The organism is Streptomyces sp. NPDC017940 (assembly GCF_044328435.1).
Lineage (GTDB): Bacteria > Actinomycetota > Actinomycetes > Streptomycetales > Streptomycetaceae > Streptomyces.
Genome location: NZ_JBIRHJ010000001.1, coordinates 237,316 through 263,802 on the forward strand (window position 1 = coordinate 237,316; position 26,487 = coordinate 263,802).

Genomic DNA, 26,487 nt, shown 5'->3' on the forward strand with positions numbered 1-26,487 from the left:
TAGAGGCACGCCGTCGGACCGTTCCAGCCGTCGTACGCCGGGCGAGGCCCGCCGAAGCCCCCGACTGATCGTTTCTGCTCGGTCGTGCACGGGCTTCTTCGCAGGACGATCAGTTGTGACGTTCGGTGAGCGGTCGGAGTGTCGCAACCTGGCCGATCCTCACTCGACCGGGTCAGACAAACTGGGCGATCTTCAATAAATCACCACAGGGTGGGTGGGGTGTCCCGCATTCCGCACCCGGAGGTCGACGTGGAGCGTCAGCTCCCCTGGTGGATGCTCACCCGTGAAGGGGAGCGGCGGCGCCTGCGCACGGTGGGGATCCTGGCCACCTGCCTGACCGCGCTCGCCGCCACATCGCTGGTGGCAGGACCGGCGATCGCCCATGGCGAGGCGGGCCCCTGCGCGCTGCGCCGCACGACCGCGCACCACTCCGAGGGCCTGGACACCTGGCACTCCGGCTATCCGCGCCCCTCGCGGGAGCTCGACGCCGTCATGGTCTTCCTGTCCTTCCCGGACTCCCCGCCGCTGACGACGCCGGACGAGCTGACGGCCGACTACTTCCCGGCCACGAGCGAGTTCTTCGAGCGGGCCTCGTACGGGCGGTTCCGGCTGCGTCCGCATCCGCAACCCGAATGGGTGGAGATGCCGGAGCAGTCGTCCGCGTACGCCATAGAGCGGGACTGGGATCCGCAGAATCGTGCCGCCTATCTGCGGGACGCGGTGGCGGCGGCGGATCCGCGGGTGGACTTCTCGGCGTACGACATCGTGTACTTCGTGGCCGATCCGGACGCGCCGGGCGTGGATTCGGACGCCACGAAGGTCGTCAACTTCGACCGGCCGATGCGGGCGGACGGTACGGACATCCGCCGCATCGTCACGCTCTTCGAGCGGCATCCCCCGGACCGCAACGTCCTCGCCCACGAGACGGGCCACGTCTTCGATCTGCCGGATCTCTATCACCGCCCGACGGACGGCGAGGGCGACTGGGACACGCATGTGGGGGACTGGGACGTCATGGGCAGCCAGTTCGGTCTGGCGCCCGACCTGTTCGGCTGGCACAAGTGGAAGCTGGGCTGGCTGCGTCAGCGGCAGGTGGTGTGTGTGGCGGACGGCCCGCAGCGGGTGACCCTCGACCCGCTGTCGGCGCCGCCCCGGCGCGGTGGGGCGGGCGCCGCGAGGCTGGCGGTGGTCCGCACGGGCCGGGGCAGTGTGGTGGCCGTGGAGGCGCGGGGTGCCGTCGGCAACGACCGTGCCACGTGCAGTGAGGGGCTGCTCGTGTACCGCGTGCGCAGCGAGACGGCGTCGGGCAGGGGTCCCGTGGAGGTGATCGACGCCCACCCCCGGTCGGAGGCGTGCGGCGACGACTCGGTCTACCCGCCCCTGGCGGACGCCCCCGTACGGGCGGGCGAGACCTTCACCGTGCCCGGCACGGATGTCACCCTGAGGGTGGAACCGAGAACCCCGTCGGGTTCCTGGACATTCACCATCACCCCGACGTGACGGGCGAGCACCGGCCCGCCCCGAAGCCGACGCGCGGGGGGACCAGGGCTGACCGGATGGGGGTGTGGGTGGCGAAGCCCCCACAACGCGCGGCGAAGCCGCGCAAAAAACGATGGCGAGACAATCCACGCGTTCTGTGGACATGCCTCGCCATCGCTGTCGTGCGCCGCCAGGGACTCGAACCCCGGACCCGCTGATTAAGAGTCAGCTGCTCTAACCAACTGAGCTAGCGGCGCCTGCTGACGTCGTAGACCTTAGCACCCTGATCGGCGTGGGGAAAAATCGATATACGCACCGCGGACGCGGTCGCGGCACGGGCGGCGCGGACGCAGGCCCAGAGGGCCATTTCGGTCCGGGGAGCCAGGGAGCCGGGGCGAGCAGGTGTCGGGGGCGACGAGCCGGCGGGGGGTCAGCGAGGTCCCGCGCCCGCCGCCGGTCCTGCGGAGCCCGGTGCGCCCGGCTCGCCCCGCAGGAGCTCGCGGCCGAACTCGATCATCTTCTTCGCGTAGTCCTCGGTCCACTGGGCGCGCTCGGCGATGTCGGCCGTGGTGAGCCGGTCGAAGCGGCGCGGGTCGGCGAGCTGGGCGGCGGCGATGGCCTGGAACTCGACGGAGCGGTCGATCGCGGCGCGGAAGGCGAGGGTCAGCTCGGTGGCCCGAGCGAGCAGCTCGCGCGGGTCGTCGAGCGACTCCAGGTCGAAGAAGTGCTCGGGGTCGGACATGGCTTCCGCGGGCTCGAAGAGGAGCGGAGCGGGGCGCATGCGCTGGCTGGACCGGGGCTGTGGGGGCTCCGCCATGTCGTTGTCCTTTCGTCGTACGCCGCGTGGCCAACATATTGTCCCTCCCCACGCAAGGGCGGGGCCCTGCGCTCGGGGGGTGCCCCGTCAGGGGCGCGGGGAACTGCGCGAGCAACCACGGAGGAGCCGCGGTCGCGGGCGTTCAGTGGTCCGGCAGTGGCGTCTGCGGCTTTTGGTGGGTTGCGCGCGCAGTTCCCCGCGCCCCTTGGGGGGGTGGTCTGGGTGCCCCGTCAGGGGCGCGGGGAACTGCGCGAGCAACCACGGAGGAGCCGCGGTCGCGGGTGCTCGGTGGTCTGGCAGTGGCGTCTGCGGCTTTTCTTGGGCTGAGCGCGCAGTTCCTCGCGCCCCTTGGGGGGTGGTCTGGGCGCCCCGTCAGGGGCGCGGGGAACTGCGCGAGCGGCCACGGAGGGGCCGCAGTCGCACGCGGTCGGCCGCCAGGCAGACGCGTCCGCGGTGGTGGATACGCCGGGCACGCAGGTCGCCGTACCCCAGGCAGGGGGGCCGAGCCGCCCCGGCCAGGGGAGGTCACGGACGCCAAGGCACCCGATGTTCGCGCAGCCGGGCGAGGACGGCGTGGTTGGCCTCCCAGCCGTCCGGGAACTTGACCGTCACCCCGAGGCGGACCGGATCCGTGGACGGGTGGTCGTCGAGGAGGGACTCCACGCCCGCCCGGCACACCACGATGCACGCGTGCCGGTGCCGGGACGCGAGCACGCACAGGCGGCCCGTCTCCAGGTGGAAGGCGGTGGCGTCGGGGCGCCCCGACAGGGGGTGCAGCACGACGGTCACGTCGTACTCCCGGCCCTGGAGACGGTTGGCGGTGTCGACCGTCACGTCCACCACACCGAGGGCGGCGAGCGCCCCCCGCACAGCGGCGGCCTGGTCGCGGTGCGCGGTCCCCACCGCGACCCGGTCGGCGGTGACCGGCACGGGGTCGGGCGACCGCTCGGACGTCGCCGCCCCACCCCGGTCGAGCAGCCGCCGCACCACGAGGGCCACGGCCCGCACCGCCTCCGGGTCCGTGCGCGGGGTGTGCCGGGCGGGCAGTTCGAGCAGGCCCCAGCCGGAGACGGCGGCCTCGTCGATCACCCGGTCGGGTCCCGAGCCGTCGGACGGCACGGCGAAGCGCAGCGTCCGGTCCTCGTGGCCCGTACCGCTGCGGAAGGGCGTATAGGGATAGAACGCGTCGGACACCAGCGGCGCCGCGGAGGCCGGAAGCCGCCACGAGACGGGGAGGCGGTGCTGCGGCAGCGTCGGGTTGTGCGCGAGCAGCGTGCTCACGGCGCTGGCCGAGGGGTCGTAGGCGAGCCCGGCCCACTGGTCCGCCTCGGCGATCGCGAACGGGTCGAGCTGCCCCGGGTCGCCCACGAACAGGGCGCGCTCGAAGAGCCCGGCGACGGCGAGCAGCGCGTCCGACCGCATCTGGTACGCCTCGTCCACGATGGCGTGCCCCCAGGGCTCGACATCCTTGACGTGCCCCCACTTCGCGGCGGTGGACACGACCACGTCGAGCCCCGCGAGGTCGGCGGCCCTGGCGGACTTGCGCACGTTCGGCAGCGCGTCGAGCGCCTTGTCGTACGCGTCGGCGTCACTGCTGTGCAGGCGCCCGACCGGCAGCTCGGGGTCCTTCTCGGCGAGACGCAGGACGAGGTCGTCGACCTGGGCGTTCGTCTGGGCGACGACCATCAGGGGCCGCCCCGCCGCGGCCAGTTCCCGGGCGGCCCGCACCACGAGCGTGGACTTGCCCGCGCCCGGCGGGGAGTCCACGACGACGCCGCGGTGCGTGCCGTGCAGCGTGTCGTGCAGGATCGCGTCGGTGGCACGGCCCGCCTCCGCCCCGGGATCGAAAAGGGGCGTGAGGGGCGTGAGGGGTGAGGAGGGGGTGGGCGTGGTCACAGGACATCCTCCGCGGTCACGGGGTCCGGGCTCTCGCCGGGGACGGGCACGCCGGACGCCGTCGCCGCGGACTGCGGGGGCCCGCCGTGGGTCCAGGGCGTGTCCTCCGGATCGGGCAGCCTGGGGCCGCCCCGCTGCTCGTGCTCGAAGAGCGTCCAGCACAGCCGGTCGCCCACTTCCGGCACGGACCCGGCGTCGGGTTCCTTGCCGCGCCCCATCTTGTCCAGGACGCGCAGCACCACGAGACCACCGCCGCCGGTGCCCTCGGCGGCCCCGTCGGCCCCGCCGTCGTCGCCGCCCTCGCCCTCGACGGCGTACGTCACGAACTGCGCGCTCTGGGCCTTGCCGTCCAGGGAGCGGTACACCTTCACGCCGGAGTCCAGATGCGGCCGGTCGGCCGTGCGCACGGTGACCAGCGGGCGGGGGCGGGGCGAGCGGCCCTCGCTGTAGGCCATGACGACATCCGTCACCACACCGGCGAAGGCCTCGCCCGCGAGCCTGCGCCCCGCCATCACCAGCGGGTCGTCCAGAGCCTCCTGGGCGTCGAGCCTGGCCTGCTCGCGCTCGCGCGTGGCGAGCTTGTTGGCCGCCGTGACCGCGTCGTCCACCCGGGGCTGCGGGGGCTCGCCCGCCGCCACCCGGTCGCGGTGCCCGGTGAACGACCAGCGGTCGCCGCGCCACCGGTCGACGGCGCTCGGCGCCTCGGGCAGCGCGCACAGCGCGTCCAGGCCCCGCCACACCGCGTCCCAGGTGGGGCGGGTGCGGCTCGCCACCAGGGCGTCGATCTCCCGCTCGGCGGCGGCCAGCGAGGCGAGCAGCGCGTCCGCCTCGACGCCGTCCGCCGCCGCGGCCAGGGCGGAGCGCGCCCGGTCGTGGCGCTCGATGGCGGGGGCGAGCAGGTCGTTGTCGAACGCCGGGTCGGTGGCGGGCCCGGCGGGCGGGCACAGCAACTGCCCGTCGGCGTCCCGCCCCAGCTCCGCGCGGAGCGCCGCCGCCTCGCCCGACGTGCCGTCGGGCGCCTCGATCCACGCGAGCAGCGCCCCCAGGTGCTGCTCCTCCAGGGAGGACTGGCCGGTGGCCCAGTGCCGGGAGAGCAGGTCGGTCATGGCGAGCAGGAGCGCGGAGCCGGGCACGCGGGAGCGCTCGCCGTAGTGCGTCAGCCAGCGCCCGAGCAGCGGCACGCGCGGGGGCGCGGGGTACGGCGCGTCGGGGTCCTGCTCGGCCGTCCGTCGGAACCGCATGGAGCGGCCGAGCAGCCGCACGAACTCGACGCCCGCCCGGCTCGGCACGATCAGCTGCGGCGCGTCCGCGCACAGCTCCGTCTCGACCTTGACGCGTTTGCCCGTCTCCGGGTCGGTCTCCGTGCGCTCGGCCGCCTCGACGTCGTCCGCGAACGACTCCACGTACGGCAGCAGGATCTCGGCGATCTTGGCGAGGAAGGCGAAGCGCAGGTCGCGGTCGCGGGGCTGGGCGACCGTGAGCAGCCGCGGCGCGGTGCGCTCGGTGCCGATCAGGGCCCCGAGCGGCGCGCCCGCCTCACCCGCCGTGGTGAGCGGTACGAAGACCAGGGGGCGCTCGGAGAGATGGCGGTGGCGCACGGTGGCCCGCGGGCGCGCGCGGCCCGACGCCGCCGCTTCCAGCCTGGCCAGATCGTCGATCAGGGACAACGGGCACCTCCCGCGAGCGCCTCCGCGCGCAGCGCGCCGGCCCGGCGCAGTGCCGCCACCGCGGGGTCGTCGGGGTCGCCCGCGTCGCCGCGCGCCGCCGCGAGGGTCTCCTCGACGGTGGTGAGGGACCCGAGGTCGGCCCGGAGCGAGCGCCCCAGGGAGGTCAGCTCGCCCCGCGCGCGGGCCCGCTCGCGGCAGTGGAAGGCGAGCTCGCAGGCGGCCAGGCACTCCGGTGCGTAGGTCGCGGGGACCGCGTCGACCGCGGCGGACAGCTCGTCGGCGGGGCGGGCCACGTCGAAACTCAGACCGGGCGGCAGCGCGGCCGCGATGTCCTCGACGCGGGTCAGCCGGGACAGTTGGCGGCGGGTGACCGCGCGCTGCTTGCGGACGTCCACGGCGGACGCGGCCGGCAGGTTCGAGAAGTCCTTGGGGCAGACGAGCAGCGCGTGCGTGCGGACCTCGGGAGCGCGCCCGCCGCCTGCCGCCGTCCGGGCGGCGACGTCCTCGAGCGCGAGGACGTACACCGCCGACTGGCGGGCCGCCGCGCCCACCTTCGCCGCGTCCGCCGCGCCGTCGATCATGGGGAAGGACTTGATCTCGACGACCGTCCAGGTCCCGTCCGGCGCGACGACCACCGCGTCCGGCTCCAGGAAGGCGGGCGTGCCCGCGACGTCCAGGGACAGCATCGGGTGGTCGAGGAGCGTCCAGGCACCGGCGGCCGTGGCCTCGCGCAGGGCGATCTCCGTGCGGCCCGCGCGGCCCTGGGGTCCTGCCGCCGAGAGGTCGGGCACCCGCGCGGAGCCCGGCTCGGGCTCGGGGCCGCCGCCCAGGCAGGCGTGCGTCAGGCGCAGCAGCTCGGCGCCGCCGTCGGACTTGACCCGCGCCTCGAAGGCGTGCCCGCGCATGAAGGCGAACTGCGACTGGCCGAAGCCCGAGGGGGAGCCGAGGGACTGCGCGAGCGCCGCCTTCGGCACGCCCGCGCCGTCCAGGACGGCGCGCCGCCGACAGCCCGGGTTCGCCGCGAGGGCCGCGAGGGCGCGGGCGTCCAGGGGCTGCGGCGGTACGTCAGGTCCGCGCAGCTCCGCGAGCCGCTGCCGCAGCGCCGTCCCCGACGCCCGCGGGGCGGCCCGCTGGTCCGGCGCCCTCGCTCCCGCGGGGTCTGCCGCCCGCGTTGCCCGCGGACCTGCCGTCGCCCGGGTCGGCGCCGAGCCTGCGCTGGTGGGGAATTCGCTCACCCGCCGAAGTCTGGCATCCGGCACTGACAATCGAGGACTCCGTGGCGGAAGAGGCCGCCGGGACGTTCGCGGAACGCTGCCCGGTGGCGGCGGAGCGCCCGCCGACCGCGGTGGCGACGACCGGCCGCAGTTTGCCCTTGACCCGGTCGGCGGCCCGCCGCACGGGCTTCACCAGGAGCAGGCCCACACCCATCACGGCCGCCCCGGCGACCGCGTCGAGGAAGTAGTGGTTGGCGGTGCCCATGACCACGACGGTGGTGAACAGCGGGTAGATCACTCCGGCCGCCTTCGCCAGCGGCGTGCGGCCGTACCGCCACAGCATCACACCGCACCACAGCGACCAGCCCACGTGCAGGCTCGGCATGGCCGCGTACTGGTTGGTCATGCCGCCGAGGCCGCGCGGCGCGCTGGCCTGACCGCCCCACCAGCCCCAGTCGCTGTACTGCGCCATCGTGTCGACGAAGCCGTACTTGGCGTCGAGGAGGCGCGGCGGGCAGGTCGGCATGAGCGTGAAGCCGACCAGGCCGATGAGCGTGGAGACCATCAGCCAGGTGCGGGCCGCGGCGTAGTGGACCGCCCTGCTGCGGAACATCCAGATCAGGATCAGCGGTGTGACCAGGTAGTGCAGCGAGGCGTACCAGAAGTCGGCGGGGACGCCGAGCGACGCGTGCGCCGTGAAGAGCCGGTTGAGCGGGTGCTCCAGGTTGAGGTGCACCGCCTTCTCGACGCGCAGCAGGGAGAGGCCGTGGTCCACGGCGGTCGTGACGTCCCCGCGCGCGAGCAACCGCCCTGCCGAGTAGGCCCCGTACACCAGCAGGATCAGCGGCAGCTCCGTCCACCAGCGCAGCCGGATGCGGGACGTTCCGTTCCCGGATATGCCGCCGTCGCCGGCGCCTAGTGCCTTGAATCGCGGCATCCGGTGGGTCCCCCATCTCATTGCGCGCTGTTCCCGCTCGGTTCTCTCGGCGTACGACCGATGGGCCACTTTACGGCCCGCCCGGAGGCCGACCAGCCATCCCCTGGTCGTCATAGACGCAGAGATCGCGACTCGGGTTGCTCCTTCGCCGTGTGAGTGATGATGGAGGGAACAGACAAGGGAAAGGCTTCTTCTCATGGCACCGCGCATCCTGCTGGCCCGGCATGGACAGACCGAGTGGTCACTGTCCGGAAAGCACACCGGCAGGACCGACATCCCCCTTCTGGAAGAGGGCCGGCGCGGCGCGAAGCTCCTCGGCGAGCGGCTGCACCGGGCACCCTTCGACGGCCTCCCTGGAGTGGAGGTGCGCACCAGCCCCCTGTCCCGCGCGCGGGAGACGTGCGAGCTCGCCGGTTTCGGCGACCGGGCCGCCGAGTGGGACGTGCTCATGGAGTTCGACTACGGCGCGTACGACGGTCTGACCCCCGCCGACATCCAGGCGCTGCGCCCCGGGTGGTTCATCTGGCGCGACGGCGTGCCGGACGGCGAGACGCTGGGGCAGGTGTCGGCGCGGGCCGACGAGGTCGTCGCCTGGGCGCGCGCGGCGGACCGCGACGTACTGGTCTTCGCCCACGGCCACATCCTGCGCGCCATCGGCGCCCGCTGGCTCGGCTACGACATCGACTTCGCGTCCCGTATCCGCCTCAGCCCCACGTCCCTGTCGATCCTCGGCTGGGCCTACGGAGAGCCCGCTCTGGAGTCCTGGAACGAGACCGGGCACCTGACGGGCTGAGCGTTCGGGGCCGCTGTCCGCGCGGGGGCCGTGCCTTGCCGGAGCCTCACGCCCGAGGGCGAGCGCGGGCGGCGTGCTGCTCCAGGAAGTCCGTCACTCCGGAGGCGAGCCGGTGCGGGAGAAGCAGCCGCGCGGTCGTCGCCAGCATGCACGCGATCCGTGACGACTGGACCTCGTCGAGCAGCGCGAGCACCCGCAGCCCGGCGTCCGCGGCCTCGTCCGGGCGGCCCGCGCGGGCCAGGTCGTCGGCGAGCTCCGCGGTGTACAGCGCGATGTTCCGGGTGAACTCGGGGGTCAGCGCCGCCGCCACGCCCGCCGCCCGCCGGGCGTGCCGTGCCGCGCGGTCCCACTGGCCGAGCGCCGACCAGCACTGCGCCTCGAGGCCCGCGAGCTCCGCGGGCCCGTAGAAGGTCATCCACTCCGGGTCGGTGTCGGAGGCGCCCCGGTCGAACAGCGCGTGCGCGCGGCCGAGCGCCTGCCGGCAGCCCGTGTGGTCGCCGAGCCCGGCCCAGCCGCCCGCCTCGCGCAGCGCGAGCAGGGAAAGGAACCGGGGCGACGCGAGGTCGCGTGCGATCCGTGCCGCCGCCTGCGCCGCCCGCACCGCCTCCCGGGGCCGCCCCGTGTCCCTGGCCAGGAACGCGGTGTTGCAGAACGCGTGCGCCTCCAGGGCCGGGTCGTCGGCGAGGCGGGCCGTGGCGAGGGCCTCCGCGTAGCGCGAGCGGGCTTCGTCGAACCGCCCCGAGTCGTGCGCGAGCCAGCCCACCGAGATCGCGAGTTCGCCTGCCCCCGAGTACAGCCGGTCGGCGACCCTGCGTCCGGCCCGCATCGAGGTGCCCGCGTCGAGGAGGGCGTACGCGGTGCGCAGCGGTTGGGCGGCGCGCCGGTAGAGGCCGTCGGCGCCGTGCCGGTCGTCGAGCAGCCGGATCTCACGGACCGCGTCCTCGACCGCGCGCACCTCGCTGTCGCCCGCCGTGCGGAACCCGCGCCCCCCGGGCGCGCGGGCCGCGGCGACGCCGCCCGCCGGAAGGCCGACGGCCCGCAGGGACGCGGCGGCCACGGTGACCGTGCCGCTGGTCATGAACGCGCGACGCCGCACGTCGCTCTCCTCCTGGTCGCTGGGGCCGCCGGGGCCGCCGTGGCCGCCGGGGTCGCCGTCGTGGGCGCCGGTGCCGCCGTTGCTGCCCGGGCGCCCGGTGGCGCCCGGGGCGTCGACGCCTTCGGTGGGCCTGGCGCCGGTGTTTCCGGTGGGCCCGTCATCCGTGTACCTGCCTCGCGGCCCGTCATGCCGGTACGTGGGATCCGCCCCGCGCGCGTCCAGGGCGCCGCGCGCCCCCCGGCCCCGTACCACCGCACGCGGCGCGAAGCCCAGGTCCGTCAGTGTCCGGCCGGGGAACATGTGCAGGAACACCCGCTCGTAGGCGTAGTTGGGGCAGCGGATCTCGCCCGCCTCCACGCGGCCGACGTACCGCGCGTCACAGCTGACCCGCTCGCCGATCTCACGCGCGGCCCGCCGCACCGCCGCCGCGAACTCGCTCGGTGAGCGGTGCCCGCGCAGTTGCCGGAACGTGAGGTTCGGTCGCGGAGGCGGAGTTGACGATGCCGACGACGCCATACCGGATCCTCTCGCTGGGGACCGTGCCGGGGGCGCCGCGCGCCCCGCCGCGGCGCCGACCGCCCACAGTCCGGCGCCGACCGGTCGGCGTGCGTGCTGCGGGCCTGCCCGGCGGGGCACGAACGTACCCAATGGGAATCCGTCGGCACGCGCACTTTGGCTACAAACCGGATATCTCACCCGTGATCCGCCATGATCTGCCATCCTTTGCGGCGGCGTGGCGCCGTAGCCGTTCGCCTCCCCGCGCGTTGAACCATGCGGAGAGGGAGCGATGCGGCTTCCGCCCCGTCGAGGAGGATTCCTTGTTGCAATTCGGCACGGAGAGCGGTGGATCCGGGGGCGCGCTGACGACGGCGCGGCATCGGCCTGGCCAGGACCGCAGTGCGGGGCCCGGCTGCGTCGGGCCGTGGGGTCCGGTCGGCGCCCGGGGCCACGAGGGCCACGAGGGCTGCGATCTCGTGACCGTGCCCGCGCGTCAGGGCCTGGAGGCCGTGGACATCCTGCGCCGGGGGGGCGGGGACGAGGCCGTGGGGCCCGTGCTGCACGACGGGGACTGCGGGACCCTCGGCTTTCTCGTGCCGCCGGGCACGGCGGACGGGTGGGATCTTCCCGGCAGCGCGTGTACCCAGACCTTCGGTCATGGCGCCCTCCTTCCGCCCGGGGCGGGGTGGTGTCCGGGGCCGGGGGCTTCGCCGTCCGGCGTGGGGGGTGGGTGGTTGGTGCCGCCCGGGGTGGTCGGGGGGGCCGCTGAGCCCGGGACTGATCCCGCTGTGCTGCGGGCTGCGCTCGGGGAGGCCGCGCGGACGCTCGAGGCCGCCGACCGTTGTCGGTAGGTGGCCGTCGGGGCTGTATATGGGGCTGCGCCCCTTGCCCCGCTTGTCGCCGCTCCGCGGCTCGTCCTCAAGCGCCGGACGGGCTGGAAGCTCGCCGCTCCGCGGCTCGTCCTCAAGCGCCGGACGGGCTGCATTTTGCCGCTCGCCTTGATTCTTGCCGCCCGTCCCGAACGCGGGGCGGGCCGAAAGGTTGCCGCTCGTCCTGCACGCTGGGCGGGTCGGGATCTCGGGCTCGCCCTCTATGTGTAGGGGCCGGGTGGGCTGGAACGTGCTCGTCCGGCGATGGCGGCGATAGCGGCGATAATGGGGTGATGGCGCGGAACAGGCGGGGGCGGCAGGTGCGGGAGGCTCTGGTCGAGGAGGTCGACGGGGGGCTTGCCGAGTTGATGCCGGACCGGGAGCGGGGCGGGGCCTGGACCCTGCTCGTCGACGGGGCCCCGCAGTCCCACGTCGACCTCGACGACCCCACGTACCTCGACTTCGAGTACCAGCGCAGGCTCGGCCACATCGCCGACCTCGTCGCCCTGCCCGGCAGGCCCGTGCACGCCGTGCACCTCGGCGGCGGCGCCCTCACCCTCGCCCGCTACGTCGCCGCGACCCGCCCCCGCTCCACCCAGCAGGTCGTCGAGCGCGACACCGCCCTCGTCCAACTCGTCCGCCGCGCCCTGCCGCTCGACCCCGCGGCCCGCGTCCGGGTACGCAACACCGACGCCAGGGAAGGGCTCGCGAAGGTCCCGGACGGGTGGGCCGACCTCGTGATAGCCGATGTGTTCAGCGGCGCCCGCACCCCCGCCCACCTGACCACCACGGAGTTCCTCACCGACGTCCGCAGGGCACTCAAGCCCACCGGCTGGTACGCCGCCAACCTCGCCGACGGACCCCCGCTCGCCTATCTGCGCGGCCAACTCGCCACCGCCGCCGGAGTCTTCCCCGAGCTCGCCCTCGTCGCCGACCCCGCGGTCCTGCGCGGCAGACGCTTCGGCAACGCCGTCCTCCTCGCCGCCGCGCAGCCGCTGCCCGTCGCCGAACTCACCCGGCGCAGCGCGAGCGACCCGCACCCGGCCCGGGTCGAACACGGGCGCGCCCTCGCCGACTTCGGCGGTGGCGCCACCGCGGTCACCGACGAGCGCGCCGTGGCGTCCCCCGCCCCGCCGCCCTCCGTGTTCCGCTGAGGCCGCCGCCCGGCGGGCCCGAGTCGTCAGTCGTCAGTAGGGGCCGGATTCTCCCCCTGCTGTCGACCATGGACCTGTTCATCGACCCACGCCGGCGGCGGCATCGCCGACCCGAGGGCCGCGCCGGCCCTCCGTGCGGGACGCACCCTCGTACCCCTCATTCAGCCCTCGCCCTCCTGGCCCGGCGCTGCCAGCTCACCGCTCGCGGCCACCTTCGCGTACCAGTGGGCGCTCGACTTGGGCGTCCGCGCCTGCGTGTCGTAGTCGACGTACACCGCCCCGAACCGCTTGCCGTAGCCGTACGCCCACTCGAAGTTGTCCATCAGCGACCACAGGAAGTAGCCGCGTACGTCCGCGCCGGACAGGAGTGCCTGGTGCACGGCGGTCAGATGGCCGTGCAGATAGCGGATGCGGTGGGGGTCGTGGACCTGCCCCGCCGCGCCGGGCTTGTCGTCGTAGGCCGCGCCGTTCTCGGTCACGAACAGGGGGACCCCGGGGGCCTGAGCGGTGTACTCGAGGAGGAGGTCGGTCAGGCCGGTGGGGTCCACGGGCCAGCCCATGGCGGTGAGTTCGCCCGGGGCGCGATGGAAGGAGACCCCGTCGGCGCCCGGCCAGGGAGAGTGCTCGGCGTCGCCGTGCCCGTCGAGGCGCGGACCGTTCGCGGCGGTGTCCGCGGCGGCCGACACGACGGCGGGGGAGTAGTAGTTGAGGCCGATGAAGTCGAGTGGCTGCCGGACGACGCCCAGGTCGCCGTCGAGCACGAAGGACCAGTCCGTGATCCCGGCGGTGTCCGCGAGCAGGTCGGCGTCGTACGTCCCGCGCAGCATCGGCCCGGTGAAGACCCGGTTGGCGAGCGCGTCGATGCGGCGGCGCGCGTCCAGGTCGGCGGGCGCGGAGGTCAGGGGGCGCACGGCGCTCGGGTTGAGGCAGACGCCGACCCGGGCGCGGCCGGGGAGGGCCGAGCGCAGCGCCCGCGCGCCCAGGCCGTGGGCGAGGTTGAGGTGGTGGGCCGCGCGCAGGGCGGCGGCGGGGTCGGTGCGGCCCGGCGCGTGCACGCCCGAGCCGTAGCCGAGGAACGCGCTGCACCAGGGCTCGTTGAGGGTCGCCCACCACTGCACGCGGTCCCCGAGCGCCCCGGCGACGATCCCTGCGTACTCCTCGAAGCGGAACGCGGTGTCCCGCTCCGGCCAGCCGCCACCGGCCGGAGAGCCGCTGGGGGACGCCGACTCCAGCTCCTGCGGCAGGTCCCAGTGGTAGAGCGTGACCATCGGCGTGATGCCGTGCGTGAGCAGCTCGTCGACGAGCGCGCGGTAGAAGTCGAGCCCGCGCTGCACGGCGGGTCCGCGCCCGGTGGGCTGCACCCGCGGCCAGGACACGGAGAAGCGGTAGGCGCCGATGCCCAGGTCCGCCATCAGGCGTACGTCGTCGCGCCACCGGTGGTAGTGGTCGCAGGCCACGTCCCCGGTGTCCCCGCCGAGCACCTTGCCCGGCGTATGGCTGAAGGTGTCCCAGATGGACGGCGTCCTGCCGTCCTCGCGCACCGCCCCTTCGATCTGGTACGCGGCGGTCGCGGCCCCCCACAGGAAGTCGGGCGGGAACCGCAGGTTCGCGTCGGTCATGGAAGCGCTCCCAAGAGGTTGTACGGAAGGATCGGGTCGGCCGACTGCGGCCGGGCAACGGACTGCACGGGGTGGTTCAGCCCTTGACGGCGCCCTGCATGATGCCGCCCACGATCTGCTTGCCGAAGAGGACGAAGGCGACGAGCAGCGGCAGCGTGCCGAGCAGCGCGCCCGCCATGATCACGGACTGGTCGGGGATCTGGCCGCGCCCGAGCCCGGCGAGGGCCACCTGCACGGTGGGCTCGCCGCCCTGGGTCAGCGCGATGATGGGCCAGAAGAAGTCGTTCCAGGCCATGACGAAGGTCAGCATGCCGAGGACGGCCATCGCGGGCCTCGCCGCGGGCAGGACGACGTGCCAGATCAGCCGGAAGCTGCTGGCGCCGTCCATCCGGGCGGCCTCTATCAGCTCGGTCGGCAGCGCCTCGATGAGGTACTGCCGCATGAAGAACACCCCGAAGGCGCTCACCAGCGTCGGCAGGACCACGGACTGGAGCTGATCGGTCCAGCCGAACTCCGCGACCATCATGAACAGCGGTACGACGCTCAGCTGCGGCGGCACCATCATCGTGCCGATCACGAGCAGCAGGAGCACCCCCCGGAAGCGGAAGCGCAGCTTGGCGAAGGCGAATCCGGCGAGGGTGGAGAAGAGCACGGTGCCCACGGTGACGCTGCCCGCCACCACCAGGGTGTTGATCAGTGCCGTGCCCATGTTGGCGTCGGTCCAGGCGATCTCCAGGTTCTTGAAGAGGTTGCCGCCGAACCAGAAGGGAGGCGGCGTCTGGGCGAGCCGCGTGTTGTTGCGGGACGCGGCGATCGCGGTCCACACGAGCGGGAAGAGGGAGCCGACGGTGAACAGGACGAGCACGGCGTACGTCAGCCTGCCGCCCCGCAGTTGGCGCCCGGCGCCGCGTTTCCTCAGGCTTGTCACGTCATCCCCTCACGCGTCTCTGCGGATCCACCGGCTGATCGCCCAGTTGAGCAGGCCGATCAGGACGAGAATGAGGAACATGGTCCAGGCGATCGCCGAGGCCCGGCCCAGGTGTTGGTTGAACCAGCCCTGCTCGTACAGATAGAGCCCGAGCGTCTGGAACTGGTGGTCGGAGCCGCCGGTCGGGCTCGCGCCCTGACTGAACAGGAGCGGCTCGCCGAAGAGCTGGGTCGCCCCGATCGTCGACACCACGCAGGTGAACAGGATCGTCGGCCGCAGCGAAGGCACCGTCACGTGCCGGAACTGCTGCCAGCGGCTCGCGCCGTCCAGGGCCGCCGACTCGTACAGGTCCTTCGGGATGGCCTGCATGGCGGCGAGGTAGATCAGCGCGTTGTAGCCCGTCCAGCGCCAGATGACGATCGCGGAGACGGCGAACTGCGCGCTCCAGTCGCCGTTCTGCCAGTCCACGGCGTCGACGCCGACCAGACCGAGACCCCAGTTGATCATTCCGTGGTCGGTGCGGCTGAACATCAGTACGAAGACGAGTGTCGCCGCCGCCACCGAGGTGGCGTACGGGGTGAGGATCGCGACGCGGAAGAACATCGAGCCGCGGAGGCGGTAGTTGAGGAGGTGGGCCAGGCCCAGTGCCATCAGGAGCTGCGGCACGGTCGAGAGGACGCCGATGGTGAAGGTGTTGCGCAGCGCGTTCCAGAAGAAGTCGTCCTCCAGGAGCCGCGAGAAGTTGCGCAGGCCCACCCACTCCATGTCGGTGGGCGTCCCGAGCTCCACACGGTGCAGGGAGGCCCACCCCGTATAGAGCAGCGGGAAGAGTCCGAAGGCGAGGAAGAAGAGGAAGAACGGCGCGACCAGGGCGTAGGGACTCCACTTCACGTCCCGGCGGTAGCGGCGGCTGCGGCGGGCGCGGCGGCGTTCGGCGGCCGGGTCCGCGAGCGCTCTCGCGGGCCGCGCGCGGGGGACCGCGCCCTCCTCTCCCGTGGAGGGCGCGGCGGCACGGGTGTCACTCGGGATGTCGGTCACCGGGTGATCACTGGTCCAGCGCGTTGTCGATCGTCTTCATGGCTTTGTCCCAGGCCTTGTCGGGCGACGTCCCCTTCTGGTCGACGCCGAGCATCCCGGTGTCGGCCAGGTACTGGGAGATGATCCCGTCCTTGGGGCCGATCGGCTGGACCGGCACGCCCTCGGCGGCCTCGGCGAAGATCTTTCCGACGGGGGTGTCACCGAAGAAGGGGTTCTTGGCGTCCTTCACTTCGGGCAGGTCGTAGGCGGCCTCGGCGCTCGGGAAGCTGGCGCGCTCGTCGAACAGCTTGGCCTGCTGCTTCGGGGCGGTCAGCCAGGCGACGAGCTTGGCGGCCTCCTCCTTGTTCCCGCCCGCCTCGGGCACGGTCAGGAAGGAGCCGCCCCAGTTGCCGGGCCTGGGGGCGGCGGCGACGTCCCACCGGTCCTCGCCCTTGTCGCCCGCCTTGTCCTTGATGTAGCCGAGCATCCAGGGCGGGCAGGTCACGGTGGCGAAGGAGCCGTTGGCGAAGGCCTGGTCCCAGCTGGGCTGGAACTGCTGGAGCTTGGCGGTGAGCCCCTCCTTCGCGAACCGCGCCCCGAGCTCCCAGCCCTCGCGGACCCCCGCGCTGTCCTTGTAGACCAGCTCGCCATCGGCGTCGTAGAACTTCTCCTTGCCGGAGGCGTGCACGGCGGCCATGACGCCGGTGGCGCCGTCCACGAAGGAGGTGCCCTTCGGCCCCTTCTCCTTGTACCGCTTGCCCGCCTCCAGGTACTTGTTCCAATCCCCGGCCCAGAGCCTGCCGACCTCCTCGCGGTCCGTCGGCAGCCCCGCCTTCTCGAACAGGTCCTTGCGGTAGCAGATGCCGGTCGGCCCGATGTCGGTGCCGAGGCCGACGGTCCTGCCGTCCTTGGTGGTGCCCTGCTGCCACTTCCAGCCCAGATAGGCGCCCTTGTCCACGCCCGCCGTCCTGCCGAGGTCCACCAGTTTGGCCGAGTGGGTGCCGGTCAGTTCGGCTATGTTGCCGACCTCCACGGCCTGGACGTCGGAGAGGCCGCTGCCGCTGCTGAGGTGGGTGAGGAGGGCGGGCCAGTAGTTCTCGTTGCGCTGTACGGAGTTCTGCTTGATGTCGATGTCGGGGTTGAGCTTCTCGTACTCGTCGTAGAGCCCTGCCTCCTGCATCCCGAAAGCACCGAAGACCCCGACGGTCAGCGTCGTCTTCCCCTTGCCGCCACCGCCGTCGCCGCCCCCCGAGGACCCGCCGGGCTCGTCGGAGTCCTCGGCGCAGCCGGCGAGCAGCCCGGTGGCGAGGGCGGCGGCGGCCGCGAGGGTCGCCGCTCGGCGGGGCGTTCGAGTCCTGTAGCGCATTGCGTCCTCCTGGTGCCCGGACGTGCCGACCGTGGCGGAACTCCGGCCCAGCATGCGTGAAATGCCGGAATTCGGCTCGTCGGGACGTGTGGGTCGGGTAAGAGCCGGGTAGAGTGGGAGCGCTCCCATGTGTGATGCCTTGAAGGTTCGCGGGTCGTCCGGGGGGTGTCAAGGCACCGGACGCCGGTAGTTGCGGGCCGACCGTGCCGCCGCTGGTGGTCGTGGCCCTGCTGTTAGATTCGCGTCGTGGGGAGGCACTGAATGGGGAGTGGTCAGCCCAGGGGGCGCAGCGGGGGACGGCCCACGCTGGAGGAAGTGGCGGTGCGGGCGGGTGTCGGACGCGGCACCGTGTCCCGGGTGATCAACGGATCGCCCCGGGTCAGTGAGCACACGCGCGCGGCCGTCGAGGAGGCGGTGGCGGAGCTCGGCTACGTCCCGAACACGGCGGCCCGCGCGCTCGCCGCCAACCGCACGGACTCCATCGCGGTGGTGGTCCCCGAGCCGGAGTCCCGCTTCTTCTCCGAGCCGTACTTCTCGGACATCATCCACGGCGTCGGCGCGGCGCTCGCGGACACGGACATGCAGCTCCTCCTGACGTTCGCGGGGGGTGACAGGGAGCGCCGCAGCCTCGCGCAGTACCTGTCGGCGCACCGCGTGGACGGCGTCCTGCTCGTCTCCGTGCACGCCGACGACCCCCTCCCGGACCTGCTGGAACAGCTGGCGATCCCGGCCGTGATCAGCGGGCGCCGCTCCGCAGAGGAACGCCTCGCCTCGGTGGACTCCGACAACTTCGAGGGCGCGCGGGAGGCTGTCGGCCATCTGCTCGCGCGGGGCCGCCGCACGATCGCCACGATCACGGGCCGCCTCGATGTGTACGGCGCCCAGCGCCGCCTGGACGGCTACGTCGACGCGCTCACGGAGGCGGGTCACCCGCCCGCCGCGGACCTGACGGCCCACGGCGACTTCACCGAGGACGGCGGCCGCCGCGCGATGACCGCCCTCCTGGCCCGCCGCCCGGACCTGGACGCGGTCTTCGCGGGATCGGACGTCATGGCCGCGGGCGCCCGCCAGGTCCTGCGCGAGGCAGGCCGCCGCATACCGGACGACGTGGCCCTGGTCGGCTTCGACGACTCGGCCATCGCCCGCCACATGGACCCGCCCCTCACCAGCGTCCGCCAGCCCATAGCGGAGATGGGCCGCACCATGACGAACGTCCTCCTGGCGGAGATCGCGGATGCGCGGCCGGCGGCGGGGGGCCTTGCGCGGCAGCAGATCGTGTTGCCTACGGAGTTGGTGTGCAGGGAGTCGTCTTAGGGCTCCTCGACCCTTGCCCCTCGATCGTTGGGGAAAGTTCTCGTCCGCGGTCACACGGATGGCCGAGCCTGCCCTGCACGTCCGGCCCGCAGCGAGGCGGTTGCGGTCACGTTCCGTATCGTGGCGGCCTCCCATCGGCGCCACGCCGGGCGATGCTGACGGCGCGGCGTAGGCAGGTGCCCTCGCCGCGATTGGCGAGGATGCCGACGTGCTGGCGAGGGCAGGTGCCGAGGCGGGCGCGGTAGATCCGGTCCAGCTCGTCGGCGCGGGCCTTGGCCCGGGCGGTGGCGATCACGACTCCATCGCCTCCAGTGGCTCGGCCGTGGACAGCAGCGCGGCGAGGCGGGCGGGGTCGCACAGCTGGCCGGGGGTCAGGGAACGTCCGGACGAGGCCGGACCGGCATCACCTCGGGGTACGTCCTCCGCGTGCTGCGCGAGCAGTTGGGCCACACCCAGGAAGACTTTGCCGAAGCCTTCAAGGTCGTGATGTTGGATGACGTGGAGCTCTCCCCGCAGGCCCGGCGCGAGCTGGAGGGTATTCAGTACGCGATCCGCCTGGAAGAGGCGTGAAAGGGGACACCGTGGCTGACCAGAACCTGAAAGAGGTAGCCCACTTCTTGTGGGAGGCGGGCACGCTGAAGTCCGCGCGTCGGACGGGTTGGTGGAGGGCTGGTGTCCGTGACCCGGAGAGCGTGGCCGAGCACGCGTGGCGCACGTCCGTCATCGCTTCGGTCATCGCGACCCTCGAGGGCGCGGACCCCGCCCGCGCCGCACACCTGGCGGTCTGGCACGACAGCCAGGAATCGCGGACGGGCGACGTGAATCACCTGGGCAAGAAGTACGGCGGCGCGGCCGACCCCGAGGACGTGACCGAGGACCAGACCGCCGGTATGCCCGAGGTCCTGCGTACCGCGGTGCGTGCCGTCGTCGCCGAGTACGAGGCCCGTGAGACGCCCGAGGCCGTCTGTGCGCGGGATGCCGACAAACTGGAGTGCATGCTCCAGGGCCTGGAGTACAAGGCCCGGGGGTACGTCGGCGCGCAGCGGTGGATCGACAACAGCCGCGCGCGCATCACCACGGACTCGGGGCGGCGGCTGGCCGATGAGCTGCTGGCGCAGGGACCTCTGGACTGGCTCCGCGCAGCCATGGGTGAGACGGGTGAGCGGGGACAGTAGGGCAGTTTCCAAGATCGCGTTTGGCCACGGTGTGGCCGCGCCCCGGGCACAGATCAGCCCCTGACCCGTATTCCCAGGTCAGGGGCTGATCCTTCAGGGTGAGTGACGGGACTTGAACCCGCGGCCACCTGGACCACAACCAGGTGCTCTACCAACTGAGCTACACCCACCGCGGGCCGGTCTTGTCGTTCTTCCGACCGGCCGAGAAAAAGTGTACAGGGTCCGAAGGGGTGCTCGCGCACGCGTTTTCCGGACCCCGTACCGAGGGCGCCCGGGAGGGTCAATCCGCAGGCAGGACGTGCTTGGACGCGATCGACTTGGCGGTGTCGGAGTCGGGTCCTGGCTGCGGGACGAAGATCGCCTCGCGGTAGTAGCGCAGCTCCGCGATGGATTCGCGGATGTCGGCCAGGGCCCGGTGGTTGCCGTTCTTGTCCGGGCTGTTGAAGTACGCCCGGGGGTACCAGCGCCGGGCCAGCTCCTTGACGGAGGAGACGTCCACGATGCGGTAGTGCAGGAAGTCCTCCAGGGTCGGCATGTCCCGCAGCAGGAAGCCGCGGTCCGTGCCGACCGAGTTGCCGCACAGCGGGGCCCTGCGGGGCTCCTTCACGTGCTGCCGGATGTAGGTGAGGACCTGCTCCTCGGCGTCCGCCAGCGTGGTGCCGCCGGCCAGCTCGTCGAGGAGCCCCGAGGTGGTGTGCATCTGCCGCACCACCTCGGGCATGGTCTCCAGGGCCGCGTCCGGCGGGCGGATCACGATGTCCACACCGTCGCCGAGCACGTTCAGTTCCGAGTCGGTGACCAGTGCGGCCACCTCGATAAGTGCGTCATCCGTCAACGAGAGCCCGGTCATCTCGCAGTCGATCCACACCATGCGATCGTTCATGCGCCCAACCCTACGGCGCGCTCCTCTGGCCGGGCAGGGGAGTGCGGCTCGACGCGTAGGCCTCGGAGTGCTGCCTGCCCGGATCCATCGGCATGGACGCCGTGGCGCCGAGCGAGCTCGCGGCCGCGGTGCGCCGGGTCTGGGACGGAACGGGACCCGGCGACAGACCGGGGTTCCCGCCCGGGCCAGGACCGGGGCCGTCCGCCGTGACCATGGACGGCGCGACCGCCATGGCGGCCGCCGCCGACTCCAGGGCACGCTCGCTCTGCGGCCTGCGCGCCCGGTAGGCGGCGCGGTAAGCGGCGGGCGAGGAGCCGAGCTGGCGCCGGAAGTGGCCGCGCAGCGCGACGGGCGAGCGGAAGCCGCAGCGCCCGGCGACCTCATCGACGGAGTAGTCGGAGGTCTCCAGGAGCCGCTGCGCCTGAAGCACCCGCTGGGTGATCAGCCATTGCAGGGGAGCGCTCCCCGTCAGCGAGCGGAAGCGCCGGTCGAACGTGCGGCGGCTCATATAGGCGCGGGCGGCCAGAGTCTCCACGTCGAACTGCTCGTGGAGGTGCTCCAGGGCCCAGGCGACGACCTCGGCCAGCGGGTCGGCACCGATCTCCTCCGGGAGCGACCTGTCCAGGTAGCGCTCCTGGCCGCCCGCCCTGCGCGGCGGCACGACGAGCCTGCGCGCGAGCGCGCCCGCCGCCTCGTTGCCGTGGTCGGTGCGCACGATGTGCAGACAGAGATCGATGCCGGCCGCGGTGCCGGCGGACGTCAGCACATCGCCGTCGTCGACGAACAGCTCCCGCGGATCGACGTGCACGGACGGGTAGCGCTTGGCGAGCGTCGGCGCGTACATCCAGTGCGTCGTCGCCGGGCGGCCGTCCAGTAAACCGGCCGCGGCCAGGACGAACGCGCCGGTGCACAGGCCCACGATGCGTGCGCCCTCCTCGTGCGCGCGGCGCAGCGCGTCCAGTGCCTCAAGGGGCGGCGGCGATGTGATCGAACGCCAGGCCGGCACCACGACGGTGCCCGCCCGCGAGATCGCCTCCAACCCGTGGGGCGCGGTCAGTTCGAGGCCGCCGGTGGTCCGCAGCGGCCCCTCCTCGCCGGCACACACCAGCAGCCGGTAACGAGGCACTCCCGCGTCCTGTCGGTCAATACCGAACACGGAGAGTGGTATGGAACTCTCGAAGATGGGACCACCGCTGAAGAGCAGCACCGCGACGATTTCCCGGCGGCGCCGCCCGGAGAGTTTGCGCGCCGCGGCTTCCTGCACGGCAGTGGAGTCGTGGCTCATGGCGCTAAGCCCCCCTCGGTGGTCGCGGCTCCCTGTTCTTTACGTGCTTCCTGGGCCTGTCGCTCCTGCACGTTTCCCCTCGGTCCTCCACCAGTCCCCCGCCGTACTACAGTCAAGATCGAATCTACTGCGTCACGTGACGCCGCTGTGACCAGTTCAGCACCCGGCGCATTGTCGACATGGCAACTTGGCGTGAAGCATTCGATCACGAAGCGTCGCACTCGTGGAGCGCCCAGGGAAGTGCGCCTCGGGCCCGTGGCCGGTCAACGTAGGGTGCAGAGCCCTTTCGTGCTCCTTTCACCCCTGGTGGGACGTGGGTTGACCCCCTGTTCGGCCACGGATTGCCGACGGCCGGGAAGTTGGCTGAAAACATTCGGAGAAGTGCGTGGGAATCAGTCAGTCCACCGGCGCACCCGATCCCGTCCTGCGACCGCCCCGATGCGCCCCCGACGCGGGCCGCCGGCGCCGCGCCCCGCCGCCCGCGGACCGCTGCGCCCGGGCCCGCGCCGCCCCGCGCTCGGACTGCTGGAGCAGCACCCGGCACACCCCGGTCACGGCCGCGAGGCCCAGGGCCGCCCCGCCCGCACCGGCCAAGGAGGTCCCGTACCCCACCAGGACGACGGGAACCAGAACGCACGAGAAAGCGGCCCAGCGGACCACGTCGCTCGCCGAGTCCTGCGGAGCGGGAGACGCCGCCCTGCCGTGCCGGGGAGCGGGAAACCCCGTGTCCCCGGCGCCCCCGGCCCCCTCGGCGCCCCGGCGTGCGCGCGCCCCCTTGCGGGCCTCGTCACGCGCCCTTTCGCGGGCCTCTTTGCGCGCCCCCTGACGCGCCCCTTCGCGCGCTCCTTCGCGCGCCCTGTCGGGGGCCCGGCGGCGGCCTGTGGCCGGGGCGGCGCTGGACGGTCCTGGCACGGAATGCTCCCTGCGGCGGTGGTGGAGGGACTGCCCGATGTCTCCGAAAGAGTGGTCTCCCGGGGTTCAACGCGTGGCCGACCCGCCGGTCACTGGCCGGGAGGGACCGCGCGCGCGAACCGGTCGCAAACCGCCTGTACGGGGCAGCCGCCATTGCGATCCGGGCCCGCCTCATGCATGCTCCGGTGAATGCCGCGAGGCCGCGCTGAGGCCTCATCCGGGCCCGTACGGGACCGGGCGGTGCCCGGGACCGCCCCGGGCGGGCCCCGGGGGTGCCGGGGCAGGATCTGGGCAAGGGAGGAGTGCCGCCGTACCCTTGGGGGTAAGTGGTTGGGAAGATGATTCCCGGACAAGCGTCCGGTTTTCCGCTTCGTCCCAGCCGCGACGTACTGCTTGTGCTTGTGCCCGTGCCCGTGCCTGTGCAGCCGCGGTGCCCGACCTGCTCAGCCGCTCCCTACCTGGCACCCACCCGGCACCGCACCCCCGCCCAGCCCACCGCGCATCCGAAGAAAGCCGACCCTCCCACAGAGGACTCCTTCGCCGAGACACCGATGGCCGGTCACGAATACTCCGAACCCGCGGACCGCAAACGGCAGGTCGCCGATCCGAGCGCGACCCCCCGAGCGGCGGAACAACCACGTCATTCCTGCGATCCCGCCTTCCGGCACGGTGTCGTCGTCGGCTTCGACGGCTCGACGTCCAGTGAGCGGGCCCTCGCCTACGCGATCGGGATGGCCCATCGCTCCGGCTCCGGTCTGATCATCGTGCATGTCGCCAACCGGCTGCCCACCACCGTCTGGGCGGGCTGCGAGCCCCCGGTGTTCGTCGACGTGCCGGACCACCGCACCGAGGTCCTCGGCCTCGAACTGGCCTGCGCGGAGTATCTGGCGGAGGTCCCCTGGATCCTGGTGGAGCGCGGCGGCGACATCTGCCACGAGCTGGAGGAGGTGGGTCGCGAGTACTCCGCGGACGCCATCGTCGTCGGCTCGACCCACGGCATCGTGGGGCGCATCTTCGGCTCCGTCGCGGGCCGCCTCGCGCGCCGCGCGCAACGCCCCGTCGTCGTCATCCCCTGAGTTCTCCGAGTTCCCTGGGTGCCGGGCATTTCCCGATGCCGTCCGCACCCGGGCTCCCGGCGGTCGTCCGAGGCTTCTCCGATATCGCCCGTGCCAGGTGGGACAAGGGTTTCGCGGCGGCGGTACCGGTGCGCCGACGCATAAATCTACCCGCGCGTAGAGGTGGTTTGTGCCCTTGTGAAGGGTACGTATCGTGCGCCGGTCGGTGACGGCCTCCGGCACGTGGAGCGCGGGCCGAGGTAATGGGCGACCCCGGTCCCTCGAAGAGTGATCCCCCGTACGCCTGGTGGCACGTACGGGGGATCACTCATGGGCGGCTGTCGCGGCCCGGGCGGGTCCCTACTCCACGGTGACGGACTTCGCCAGGTTGCGCGGCTTGTCGATGTCCCGGCCGAGGGCCAGGGCCGTGTGGTAGGCGAGGAGCTGCAACGGGATCCCCATCAGGATCGGGTCGAGCTCGTCCTCGTTCTTCGGGACGACGATCGTGTGGTCGGCCTTCTCCTGCTCCCGGTGGGCGACCGCGAGGATCCGGCCGCTGCGGGCCTTGATCTCCTCCAGGGCGGCGCGGTTCTTCTCCAGGAGGTCGTCGTCGGGGACGATCGCGACCGTCGGCAGGGCGGGCTCGATCAGGGCGAGCGGGCCGTGCTTCAGCTCGGAGGCGGGGTAGGCCTCGGCGTGGATGTAGGAGACCTCCTTGAGCTTCAGGGAGGCCTCGCGGGCCACCGGGTAGCCGCGTACGCGCCCGATGAACAGCATCGACTTGGCCTCGGCGAACTCCTGCGCGAGCTTCTTGACCTCGTCCTCGCGCGCCAGCATCTCCTCGATCTGCGCGGGCAGCCGGCGCAGCCCCGCGATGATCCGCTTGCCGTCGGAGACCGACAGGTCACGGATGCGGCCGAGGTGCAGGGCGAGCAGCGCGAAGGCGACGGTGGTGTTGGTGAAGCACTTGGTGGAGACGACGCAGACCTCCGGGCCCGCGTGCACGTACACGCCCGCGTCCGCCTCGCGGGCGATGGCGGAACCGACGACGTTGACGATGCCGAAGACCCGGGCGCCCTTGCGCTTGAGCTCCTGCACGGCGGCGAGCACGTCGTAGGTCTCGCCGGACTGGGAGACGGCGACGTACAGGGTGTCGGGGTCGACGACCGCGTTGCGGTAGCGGAACTCGGACGCGGGCTCGGCGTCGGCGGGGATGCGGGCCAGCTCCTCGATCATCTGGGCGCCGATCAGGCCCGCGTGGTAGGAGGTGCCGCAGCCGAGGATCTTGACGCGGCGCACCTTGCGGGCGTCGTGCGCGTCCAGGTTCAGGCCGCCGAGGTGCACGGTGGAGAACCGGTCGTCGATGCGCCCGCGCAGGACGCGGTCCACGGCCTCGGCCTGCTCGAAGATCTCCTTGTGCATGTACGTGTCGTGGCCGCCCATGTCGTACGACTCGGCCTCCCACTCCACGGTGGTCGGCTCGGCCGAGGTGCGCGAACCCTCGGTGGTGTACGTGCGGTAGTCGTCGGCCTTGATGGTGGCCATCTCGCCGTCGTCGAGGGTGACGACCTGGCGGGTGTGCGAGACGAGCGCGGCGACGTCGGAGGCGACGAACATCTCCTTCTCGCCGATGCCGAGGACGACGGGCGAGCCGTTGCGGGCGACCACGATGCGGTCGGTGAAGTCGGCGTGCAGGACGGCGATGCCGTACGTGCCCTCGATGTACCGCAGGGCCTCGCGGACCCGGTCCTCCAGCTTCTCGGCCTCGGAGCGCGCGATGAGGTGGGTGAGGACCTCGGTGTCGGTCTCGGAGAGGAACTCGACGCCGTCGGCGATCAGCTTGGCGCGCAGTTCGGAGGCGTTGTCGATGATGCCGTTGTGGACGACGGCGACCTTGCCCGCGGCGTCCAGGTGGGGGTGGGCGTTCTCGTCGGACGGGGCGCCGTGCGTGGCCCATCGGGTGTGGGCGATGCCGGTGGTGCCGGCGAAGCGCTTGGGGACGCGGGCCTCCAGGTCGCGGACGCGGCCCTTGGCCTTGACCATCTTCAGGCCGGTGGCCTTGGGGCCGGTGATCACGACGCCCGCGGAGTCGTAGCCGCGGTACTCCAGGCGCTGGAGGCCCTCCAGGAGCAGCGGGGCGACGTCACGCTTGCCGATGTATCCGACAATTCCGCACATAAGGGTCCCTTGGGTGAGGTGGGGATGGGTCTAGCCGTAGACGATGCGCCGCAGCTGCCTGAGCGTGAGCTCGGGCGGCGCCACGGCGCGGTACCGCAGGTCCGCCGCGATCCGCTCGAAGATCTCCGCGTTCACCAGGCCCTGACCCTGGAGTTCGCGGTGGCGGCGGCGGACGTAGCTCTCGGCGGTCTCGTCGAAGTAGGCGAGCACGTCCTGGACCACCCGGAGCGCCTCGCCCCGCTGGAGCGGGGTGGAGCGGGTCAGATGATCGACAAGTTCCTCGTGCACCCGTTGATCCTGGAACACCGAAGGGGCTTGCGCAAGAATCCTGCCCG

The 26,487-nt window shown here is 72.8% G+C and carries 24 protein-coding genes and 2 tRNA genes; 8 read left to right on the plus strand and 18 right to left on the minus strand.

All coding sequences use genetic code 11. From position 1 onward, the window contains the following. Positions 1–273 precede the first annotated feature (273 nt). Positions 274–1,500, plus strand: a complete 1,227-nt coding sequence (locus tag ACH4DX_RS01020) for a M6 family metalloprotease domain-containing protein (protein WP_398154150.1) — start codon at positions 274–276, stop codon at positions 1,498–1,500. 162 nt (positions 1,501–1,662) lie between these two features. Here ACH4DX_RS01020 and ACH4DX_RS01025 read toward each other — a convergent pair. The 6 genes from ACH4DX_RS01025 to ACH4DX_RS01050 all read right to left on the minus strand — a co-directional run bounded on the left by ACH4DX_RS01025 (position 1,663) and on the right by ACH4DX_RS01050 (position 8,010). Then, positions 1,663–1,736: transfer RNA gene (locus ACH4DX_RS01025), tRNA-Lys, on the minus strand. A 173-nt stretch (positions 1,737–1,909) separates the two neighbouring features. Continuing rightward, positions 1,910–2,296 carry a hypothetical protein gene (locus ACH4DX_RS01030; RefSeq protein ID WP_398153523.1) on the minus strand — a complete coding sequence of 129 codons (387 nt, stop codon included), beginning with the start codon at positions 2,294–2,296 and terminating at the stop codon, positions 1,910–1,912. A gap of 525 nt (positions 2,297–2,821) precedes the next feature. Beyond that, positions 2,822–4,192, minus strand: a complete 1,371-nt coding sequence (locus ACH4DX_RS01035) for an AAA domain-containing protein (RefSeq protein WP_398153524.1) — start codon at positions 4,190–4,192, stop codon at positions 2,822–2,824. Next, a complete protein-coding gene (locus ACH4DX_RS01040) occupies positions 4,189–5,859 on the minus strand; it encodes a hypothetical protein (protein WP_398153525.1) in 1,671 nt (556 codons plus the stop codon). The genes ACH4DX_RS01035 and ACH4DX_RS01040 overlap by 4 nt, the downstream gene beginning before the upstream one ends. Continuing rightward, a complete protein-coding gene (locus ACH4DX_RS01045) occupies positions 5,850–6,959 on the minus strand; it encodes a hypothetical protein (RefSeq protein ID WP_398154151.1) in 1,110 nt (369 codons plus the stop codon). The genes ACH4DX_RS01040 and ACH4DX_RS01045 overlap by 10 nt, the downstream gene beginning before the upstream one ends. Then, positions 6,925–8,010, minus strand: coding sequence for a phosphatase PAP2 family protein (locus ACH4DX_RS01050; protein ID WP_398153526.1), 1,086 nt, complete (start codon positions 8,008–8,010; stop codon positions 6,925–6,927). Before ACH4DX_RS01050 ends, ACH4DX_RS01045 begins: the two co-directional genes overlap by 35 nt. A 196-nt stretch (positions 8,011–8,206) precedes the next feature. Between ACH4DX_RS01050 and ACH4DX_RS01055 the strand changes: the two genes are divergently transcribed. After that, positions 8,207–8,803: a histidine phosphatase family protein gene (locus ACH4DX_RS01055; protein ID WP_398153527.1), complete on the plus strand. Its 597-nt coding sequence runs from the start codon at positions 8,207–8,209 to the stop codon at positions 8,801–8,803. Positions 8,804–8,849: 46 nt separating this feature from the next. Here the strand turns inward: ACH4DX_RS01055 and ACH4DX_RS01060 are convergent, their stop codons facing one another. Continuing rightward, a complete protein-coding gene (locus ACH4DX_RS01060; RefSeq protein WP_398153528.1) occupies positions 8,850–10,415 on the minus strand; it encodes a tetratricopeptide repeat protein in 1,566 nt (521 codons plus the stop codon). Between the two features lie 305 nt (positions 10,416–10,720). Here ACH4DX_RS01060 and ACH4DX_RS01065 point away from each other — a divergent pair, with 305 nt between their 5' ends. Both ACH4DX_RS01065 and ACH4DX_RS01070 read left to right on the plus strand, forming a co-directional pair. Continuing rightward, positions 10,721–11,248, plus strand: coding sequence for a hypothetical protein (locus ACH4DX_RS01065; protein ID WP_398154152.1), 528 nt, complete (start codon positions 10,721–10,723; stop codon positions 11,246–11,248). A 311-nt stretch (positions 11,249–11,559) separates the two neighbouring features. Continuing rightward, entirely contained in the window at positions 11,560–12,420 is an 861-nt protein-coding gene (locus ACH4DX_RS01070) for a spermidine synthase (RefSeq protein WP_398153529.1), read from the plus strand. Positions 12,421–12,581: 161 nt separating this feature from the next. On the opposite strand, the gene ACH4DX_RS01075 is transcribed toward ACH4DX_RS01070, so the two are convergent. The 4 genes from ACH4DX_RS01075 to ACH4DX_RS01090 all read right to left on the minus strand — a co-directional run bounded on the left by ACH4DX_RS01075 (position 12,582) and on the right by ACH4DX_RS01090 (position 17,350). Next, entirely contained in the window at positions 12,582–14,039 is a 1,458-nt protein-coding gene (locus ACH4DX_RS01075) for a GH1 family beta-glucosidase (RefSeq protein WP_398153530.1), read from the minus strand. A gap of 76 nt (positions 14,040–14,115) precedes the next feature. After that, positions 14,116–14,967, minus strand: coding sequence for a carbohydrate ABC transporter permease (locus ACH4DX_RS01080; RefSeq protein ID WP_398116626.1), 852 nt, complete (start codon positions 14,965–14,967; stop codon positions 14,116–14,118). 9 nt (positions 14,968–14,976) lie between these two features. Next, positions 14,977–16,005, minus strand: a complete 1,029-nt coding sequence (locus ACH4DX_RS01085; RefSeq protein WP_398153531.1) for a carbohydrate ABC transporter permease — start codon at positions 16,003–16,005, stop codon at positions 14,977–14,979. A gap of 7 nt (positions 16,006–16,012) precedes the next feature. Then, entirely contained in the window at positions 16,013–17,350 is a 1,338-nt protein-coding gene (locus ACH4DX_RS01090; protein ID WP_398153532.1) for an ABC transporter substrate-binding protein, read from the minus strand. A 261-nt stretch (positions 17,351–17,611) separates the two neighbouring features. Between ACH4DX_RS01090 and ACH4DX_RS01095 the strand changes: the two genes are divergently transcribed. Continuing rightward, positions 17,612–18,664: a LacI family DNA-binding transcriptional regulator gene (locus ACH4DX_RS01095; protein WP_398153533.1), complete on the plus strand. Its 1,053-nt coding sequence runs from the start codon at positions 17,612–17,614 to the stop codon at positions 18,662–18,664. Between the two features lie 106 nt (positions 18,665–18,770). On the opposite strand, the gene ACH4DX_RS01100 is transcribed toward ACH4DX_RS01095, so the two are convergent. After that, positions 18,771–18,959, minus strand: a complete 189-nt coding sequence (locus ACH4DX_RS01100; RefSeq protein WP_398153534.1) for a hypothetical protein — start codon at positions 18,957–18,959, stop codon at positions 18,771–18,773. A gap of 131 nt (positions 18,960–19,090) precedes the next feature. Here ACH4DX_RS01100 and ACH4DX_RS01105 point away from each other — a divergent pair, with 131 nt between their 5' ends. Then, complete coding sequence (locus ACH4DX_RS01105; protein ID WP_398153535.1) at positions 19,091–19,234, plus strand: hypothetical protein; 144 nt, start codon at positions 19,091–19,093, stop codon at positions 19,232–19,234. 11 nt (positions 19,235–19,245) lie between these two features. After that, positions 19,246–19,839 carry an HD family hydrolase gene (locus ACH4DX_RS01110; protein ID WP_398153536.1) on the plus strand — a complete coding sequence of 198 codons (594 nt, stop codon included), beginning with the start codon at positions 19,246–19,248 and terminating at the stop codon, positions 19,837–19,839. A 97-nt stretch (positions 19,840–19,936) separates the two neighbouring features. On the opposite strand, the gene ACH4DX_RS01115 is transcribed toward ACH4DX_RS01110, so the two are convergent. The 4 genes from ACH4DX_RS01115 to ACH4DX_RS01130 all read right to left on the minus strand — a co-directional run bounded on the left by ACH4DX_RS01115 (position 19,937) and on the right by ACH4DX_RS01130 (position 22,619). Beyond that, positions 19,937–20,009, minus strand: a tRNA-His gene (locus ACH4DX_RS01115). Positions 20,010–20,119: 110 nt separating this feature from the next. Then, entirely contained in the window at positions 20,120–20,722 is a 603-nt protein-coding gene (gene orn, locus ACH4DX_RS01120; RefSeq protein ID WP_398153537.1) for an oligoribonuclease, read from the minus strand. Between the two features lie 10 nt (positions 20,723–20,732). After that, on the minus strand, positions 20,733–22,007 hold the full coding sequence (locus tag ACH4DX_RS01125; RefSeq protein WP_398116640.1) for a helix-turn-helix domain-containing protein: 1,275 nt from the start codon (positions 22,005–22,007) through the stop codon (positions 20,733–20,735). Positions 22,008–22,403: 396 nt separating this feature from the next. Continuing rightward, the gene (locus ACH4DX_RS01130; RefSeq protein WP_398153538.1) at positions 22,404–22,619 is read right to left on the minus strand and encodes a hypothetical protein; all 216 of its coding nucleotides are present in this window, start codon (positions 22,617–22,619) and stop codon (positions 22,404–22,406) included. Between the two features lie 851 nt (positions 22,620–23,470). Here ACH4DX_RS01130 and ACH4DX_RS01135 point away from each other — a divergent pair. Then, entirely contained in the window at positions 23,471–23,995 is a 525-nt protein-coding gene (locus ACH4DX_RS01135) for a universal stress protein (protein ID WP_398118015.1), read from the plus strand. Positions 23,996–24,334: 339 nt separating this feature from the next. On the opposite strand, the gene glmS is transcribed toward ACH4DX_RS01135, so the two are convergent. Then, on the minus strand, positions 24,335–26,152 hold the full coding sequence (gene glmS / locus ACH4DX_RS01140; RefSeq protein ID WP_398116642.1) for a glutamine--fructose-6-phosphate transaminase (isomerizing): 1,818 nt from the start codon (positions 26,150–26,152) through the stop codon (positions 24,335–24,337). A gap of 30 nt (positions 26,153–26,182) precedes the next feature. Further along, entirely contained in the window at positions 26,183–26,440 is a 258-nt protein-coding gene (locus ACH4DX_RS01145; RefSeq protein WP_398116644.1) for a hypothetical protein, read from the minus strand. Positions 26,441–26,487: the final 47 nt, after the last annotated feature.

Coding starts and splice junctions, on each gene's coding strand:
- ACH4DX_RS01050 (WP_398153526.1), bottom strand. CDS start 8,010: ATGCCGCGATTCAAGGCACTAGGCGCCGGCGACGGCGGCATATCCGGG.
- ACH4DX_RS01060 (WP_398153528.1), bottom strand. CDS start 10,415: ATGGCGTCGTCGGCATCGTCAACTCCGCCTCCGCGACCGAACCTCACG.
- ACH4DX_RS01030 (WP_398153523.1), bottom strand. CDS start 2,296: ATGGCGGAGCCCCCACAGCCCCGGTCCAGCCAGCGCATGCGCCCCGCT.
- ACH4DX_RS01070 (WP_398153529.1), top strand. CDS start 11,560: ATGGCGCGGAACAGGCGGGGGCGGCAGGTGCGGGAGGCTCTGGTCGAG.
- ACH4DX_RS01075 (WP_398153530.1), bottom strand. CDS start 14,039: ATGACCGACGCGAACCTGCGGTTCCCGCCCGACTTCCTGTGGGGGGCC.
- ACH4DX_RS01020 (WP_398154150.1), top strand. CDS start 274: ATGCTCACCCGTGAAGGGGAGCGGCGGCGCCTGCGCACGGTGGGGATC.
- ACH4DX_RS01055 (WP_398153527.1), top strand. CDS start 8,207: ATGGCACCGCGCATCCTGCTGGCCCGGCATGGACAGACCGAGTGGTCA.
- ACH4DX_RS01135 (WP_398118015.1), top strand. CDS start 23,471: ATGGCCGGTCACGAATACTCCGAACCCGCGGACCGCAAACGGCAGGTC.
- glmS (WP_398116642.1), bottom strand. CDS start 26,152: ATGTGCGGAATTGTCGGATACATCGGCAAGCGTGACGTCGCCCCGCTG.
- ACH4DX_RS01095 (WP_398153533.1), top strand. CDS start 17,612: ATGGGGAGTGGTCAGCCCAGGGGGCGCAGCGGGGGACGGCCCACGCTG.
- orn (WP_398153537.1), bottom strand. CDS start 20,722: ATGAACGATCGCATGGTGTGGATCGACTGCGAGATGACCGGGCTCTCG.
- ACH4DX_RS01090 (WP_398153532.1), bottom strand. CDS start 17,350: ATGCGCTACAGGACTCGAACGCCCCGCCGAGCGGCGACCCTCGCGGCC.
- ACH4DX_RS01125 (WP_398116640.1), bottom strand. CDS start 22,007: ATGAGCCACGACTCCACTGCCGTGCAGGAAGCCGCGGCGCGCAAACTC.